The 4,194-nt window shown below is 74.2% G+C and carries 3 protein-coding genes and 1 pseudogene; 3 read left to right on the top strand and 1 reads right to left on the bottom strand.

All coding sequences use genetic code 11. The features are described from left to right. On the top strand, positions 1-1,055 hold a 1,055-nt coding region (locus tag ACTUAL_RS14410), incomplete at its 5' end, for a UDP-N-acetylglucosamine 1-carboxyvinyltransferase (protein WP_440900598.1). A 57-nt stretch (positions 1,056-1,112) separates the two neighbouring features. Here the strand turns inward: ACTUAL_RS14410 and ACTUAL_RS14415 are convergent. After that, entirely contained in the window at positions 1,113-2,141 is a 1,029-nt protein-coding gene (locus ACTUAL_RS14415) for an NAD(P)/FAD-dependent oxidoreductase (protein WP_440900599.1), read from the bottom strand. 242 nt (positions 2,142-2,383) lie between these two features. Between ACTUAL_RS14415 and ACTUAL_RS14420 the strand changes: the two genes are divergently transcribed. Together ACTUAL_RS14420 and ACTUAL_RS14425 are read left to right on the top strand one after the other, a co-directional pair. Further along, entirely contained in the window at positions 2,384-3,625 is a 1,242-nt protein-coding gene (locus ACTUAL_RS14420) for a hypothetical protein (protein WP_440900600.1), read from the top strand. A 73-nt stretch (positions 3,626-3,698) separates the two neighbouring features. Further along, a pseudogene (locus tag ACTUAL_RS14425) lies at positions 3,699-4,194 on the top strand (hypothetical protein); the annotation flags it as partial.

The following is a 4,194-nucleotide window of genomic DNA, read 5'->3' on the forward strand; positions in this document are numbered from 1 at the left end:
TCGACGCCGCCCGCCGCACCCGCAGCATCATCATGCTGCTCGGCCCCCTCCTGCACCACGAGGAGCGCTTCGAGCTGCCCTACGCCGGCGGCTGCGCGCTCGGGTCGCGCACGGTCGAGCCGCACATGGTGGCGCTGCGCCCGTTCGGGCTGGAGGTCAAGGCCGCCGCGGGCAGCTACCACGCCGAGGTGGACCGCACCGTCGCCCCCAAGCGCCCGATCGTGCTCACCGAGCGGGGTGACACGGTGACCGAGAACGCGCTGATGGCGGCGGCCCGCCACGAGGGCACGACGGTCATCCGCAACGCCAGCCCGAACTACATGGTCCAGGACCTGTGCTTCTTCCTGACCGAGCTGGGCGTGCGCATCGAGGGCGTCGGCACCACGACGCTGACCGTGCACGGCGTCGGCGCGGTCGACCGGGACATCGACTACGCCCCCTCCGAGGACCCGATCGAGGCGATGAGCCTGATCTCCGCCGCGATCGTCACCTCGTCCGAGATCACCGTCCAGCGCGTGCCGATCGAGTTCCTGGAGATCGAGCTGGCGCTGCTGGAGGAGATGGGCCTGGACTACGACCGCACCGACGAGTACCCGGCCGCCAACGGCCGCACCCGCCTGGTCGACCTGGTCGTGCGCCCGTCCGCGCTGCACGCGCCCATCGACAAGATCCACCCGATGCCGTTCCCCGGCCTGAACATCGACAACCTGCCGTTCTTCGCGCTGATCGCGGCCGTCGCGCAGGGCTCGACCCTGAGCCACGACTGGGTGTCCGAGACCCGCGCGCTGTACCTGACCGAGCTGACCAAGCTCGGCGCGAAGGTCACCCTGATGGACCCGCACCGGGTGTACGTCGAGGGCCCCACGCACTGGTCCGGCGCCGAGGTGATCTGCCCGCCCGCGCTGCGCCCGGCCGTCGTGGTGCTGCTGGCGATGCTGGCCGCGAAGGGCACGTCGGTGCTGCGCAACGTGTACGTGATCAACCGGGGTTACGAGCAGCTGGCCGAGCGGCTCAACCAGCTCGGCGCGGAGATCAGCACCTTCCGCGACATCTGATCCGCCGGTTGACCCAGGTGGGGGTCCGACGATCGGTCGGACCCCCACCACGCCCGGTCACAGCCCGTGCTGACGTCCGCCCGCGACGACCTCGGCCAGCCGCCGCTCCGCCTCGTGCGAGAACGGCTCGCGCAGCGCCGCCACGGCCGCCGCCGTCTCCTCGGTCACCAGCTCCCCGTTCAGCGCCGCCCCGGCCATCAGCCCGGCCGCCGCAGACGTGATGACCTGCCCGGACAGGTCGGTGGCGTTCCCGGCGATCCGCACCCCCGGCACCGCCGTGGCCCCGGCCGGACCGGACGGCACCGCCGAGCCGATCACGTGCCCGTCCCGCACCTCGTCCACCGGGTGCAGCCCGAGCGGCGCGAGGAAGTCGGCCCGCGCCACGAACCTCGGGGCGACGACGAGCGCGTCCAGCGCCACGTCCCGGTCGCCCGCCAGCCGCACCCCGACGAGCCGGTCGGCCACGCTCACGACTTGCTCCACGACCCCGTCGACGGTCTCGACCCCGCGCGCCCGCACCTGCTCCTCGGCCAGCTCGCCGAGCGCGGGCCCGGTGTGCCGCAGCAGCACCACCCGGTCGCTGAGCTGCCGGAACAGCATCACCTGGTGCGCCGCCATGGGCCCGGTCGCCAGCACGCCGATGCGCTGGTCGCGCACCTCCCAGCCGTGGCAGAACGGGCAGTGCAGCACGTCCCGCCCCCACCGCTCGCGCAGCCCCGGCACGTCGGGCAGCACGTCCACGAGCCCGGTGGCGACCAGCACCTTCCGCGCCCGCACCACCCCCGAGGAGGCCCGCACCAGGAACCCGTCCCCGTCCCTTTCCACCGCGCTGACCAGCCCGGACACCACCTTGCCCCCGTACGAGACGACCTCGTCGCGACCGAGGGCGAGCAGCTCCCGCGGCGGCAGCCCGTCGCGGGAGAGGAAGTTGTGCATGTGCTCGGCGGGCGCGTTGCGCGGCGCCCCCGAGTCGATCACCAGGACGCTGCGTCGCGACCTCGCCAGCGCCACCGCCCCGCTCAGCCCGGCGGCCCCGCCACCGATGACCACGACGTCGTGCTCCTGCGTCCCACCCGTGTTCTCCATGCCGACGACTGTGCCTCCGTTCATGCGCGAGCAGCAAAGTTTTTTGCCGTATCAGCAACACGGCATCGGACCACCCCGCGTACCCGTCGAACGGTCCTCGAAACCCTCAGGGAAAACCCTTCCCTCAGTCGGGAACGGCCCCGAAAAGGCTTTCCCGCAAATCTGCCGACTTTCTTGACCGCCGAACCGGAATCGTGCTCGGATCGATCGGGAATCAATTTCCCACCCTCGAGGAGATCCCCGTGCGCCTCCGCAGGACCGGCCCGCTGGCCGCCGCGCTCGCAGCCCTGCTCACCTGCGCCTTAGTCCCGCCTGCGACAGCCAGGCCCGCAGCGCTGCCGCCCACCGCCGTCGCGCTCGGCGACAGCTTCGTGAGCGGCGAGGGGGCGGGCGACTACCTCCCCGTCACCGACCTGAGCGGAACCCCGCAGGCCTTTCCCGGCTGGTCCGCGCCGAACGCCAACGCGTTCTTCTGCCACCGCTCCGCGAACGCCTCCCTGTTCCGCGCCGACCTCCCCGGCATCACCCAGCGGGTGAACCTGGCCTGCTCCGGCGGCAGGCCCCAGGACGTCGCCGCGCCGTCCGCGTCCCGCCCGAACGGCCGCTCCGTCGCCTCCCAGCTCGACCAGCTGCGCGCCACCGCCCGCACCGGCGACGTCGACCTGGTGCTGATCGGCCTCGGCTCCAACAACAGCTCGTTCACCTTCGGCCAGGTCGCCGAGCTGTGCGCGAACCGGTTCATCGCGGACGCCTGGACCGGCTGGTGGGAGTTCTGGGCGGGCGACGTGCCGCAGCAGCCCTGCTACCCGGCCGACCTGGCCACCCCGGCGCAGCTGGCCGCCGCCACGGCCGAGACGGTCGCGGCGGTGCGGCAGGTGCTGGACGTGCTCGACGAGGTCGACGCGGACGGCAGGCACCGGGTGGTGCTCCAGGACTACACGAACCCGCTGCCCACCGACCTGGCCGCCCGCTACCACTCGGAGGACGGCCGCGACGACACCAGGGACAAGTTCCGGGCGCTGGGCGCGGAGCGGTACGCCGCGGGTTGCCCGATCCACCGGGCGAGCCTGTCCCCCGGCCACGCGTTCTCGGCTGGCCTGGGCGCGCTGGTGCGGGACGTGCACGCCACCCTGTCCGCCGAGCGGCCGGGCGCGGACCTGGTGCTGCTGGACGTGCAGCGGGCGTTCGACGGGGCGCGGCTGTGCGAGACCGACGCGAGCCCGGCGGGCGCGCTGGCCACGCCGATCCGGTTGCAGGACGGGCCGAGCGGGGTGCCGGTGACCGACCTGGCGGGCAAGGACAAGATCGACATCCAGCGGATCGCGCGCACCTGCGCCGACCTGTTCCAGACCTGCCAGGAGTCGTGGCACCCGTCGGCGGCCGGGCACGGCGTGCTGGGCGAGTGCCTGACCGGCGCGGCGGCGACCGCGAACCGGGAGGTGCGCTGCACGAGGTCACCCGCAGGGGTGATCACGGTCGGCTGAACGGCCGTTTCCGCTCGTCCGGGCCGGGTACGCGGCGGGGGTCGGACTTCACGACGGGCGAGGAGGTCGGGCCATGCCGGAAGCGGACGGGTCCTGGGAGGACGGACGCCGGGAAGGCGGACACCGAGAGGGCGGACGCCGGGAGGGCGGGCAGCGCTCGGGCGGCGCGCGGGCGGGCACGGGCACGAGCCGGGCGCGGCGGGAGGAGCGGGCGGGGGTCGTGCCACCGCAGGACGTGGACGTGCCCCGGCAGCACCGGGAGGGACCGGACGCGGCGCGGGCCTCGGCTGACGCGGCCGAGGCGGACACGATCGGGACGGACGCGATCGGGACGGGCGCGGCGGGTGGAGGCGGGATCGGCGCGGGCACGGCCGGGGCGAGCACGATCGGGTCGACCACGGCGGGCGCGGACACGATCGGGGCTGGCACGACCGGGACGAGCGCGTCGCACGCGGACGCGGATCACCCGGCCCACCCCACCATCACCGGCGCCGCGCGCACGGGCTCCCCTGCGTCGACCGGCGCCTCCGGCCCTCCCCCGGCCCGCGCCGACACCCTGCGCGCGCGGG

Source organism: Actinosynnema sp., assembly GCF_052038725.1.

What these genes read in the sequence shown, in the direction of transcription:
- ACTUAL_RS14415 (WP_440900599.1), bottom strand. Translation starts at nt 2,141, where the DNA reads ATGGAGAACACGGGTGGGACGCAGGAGCACGACGTCGTGGTCATCGGT.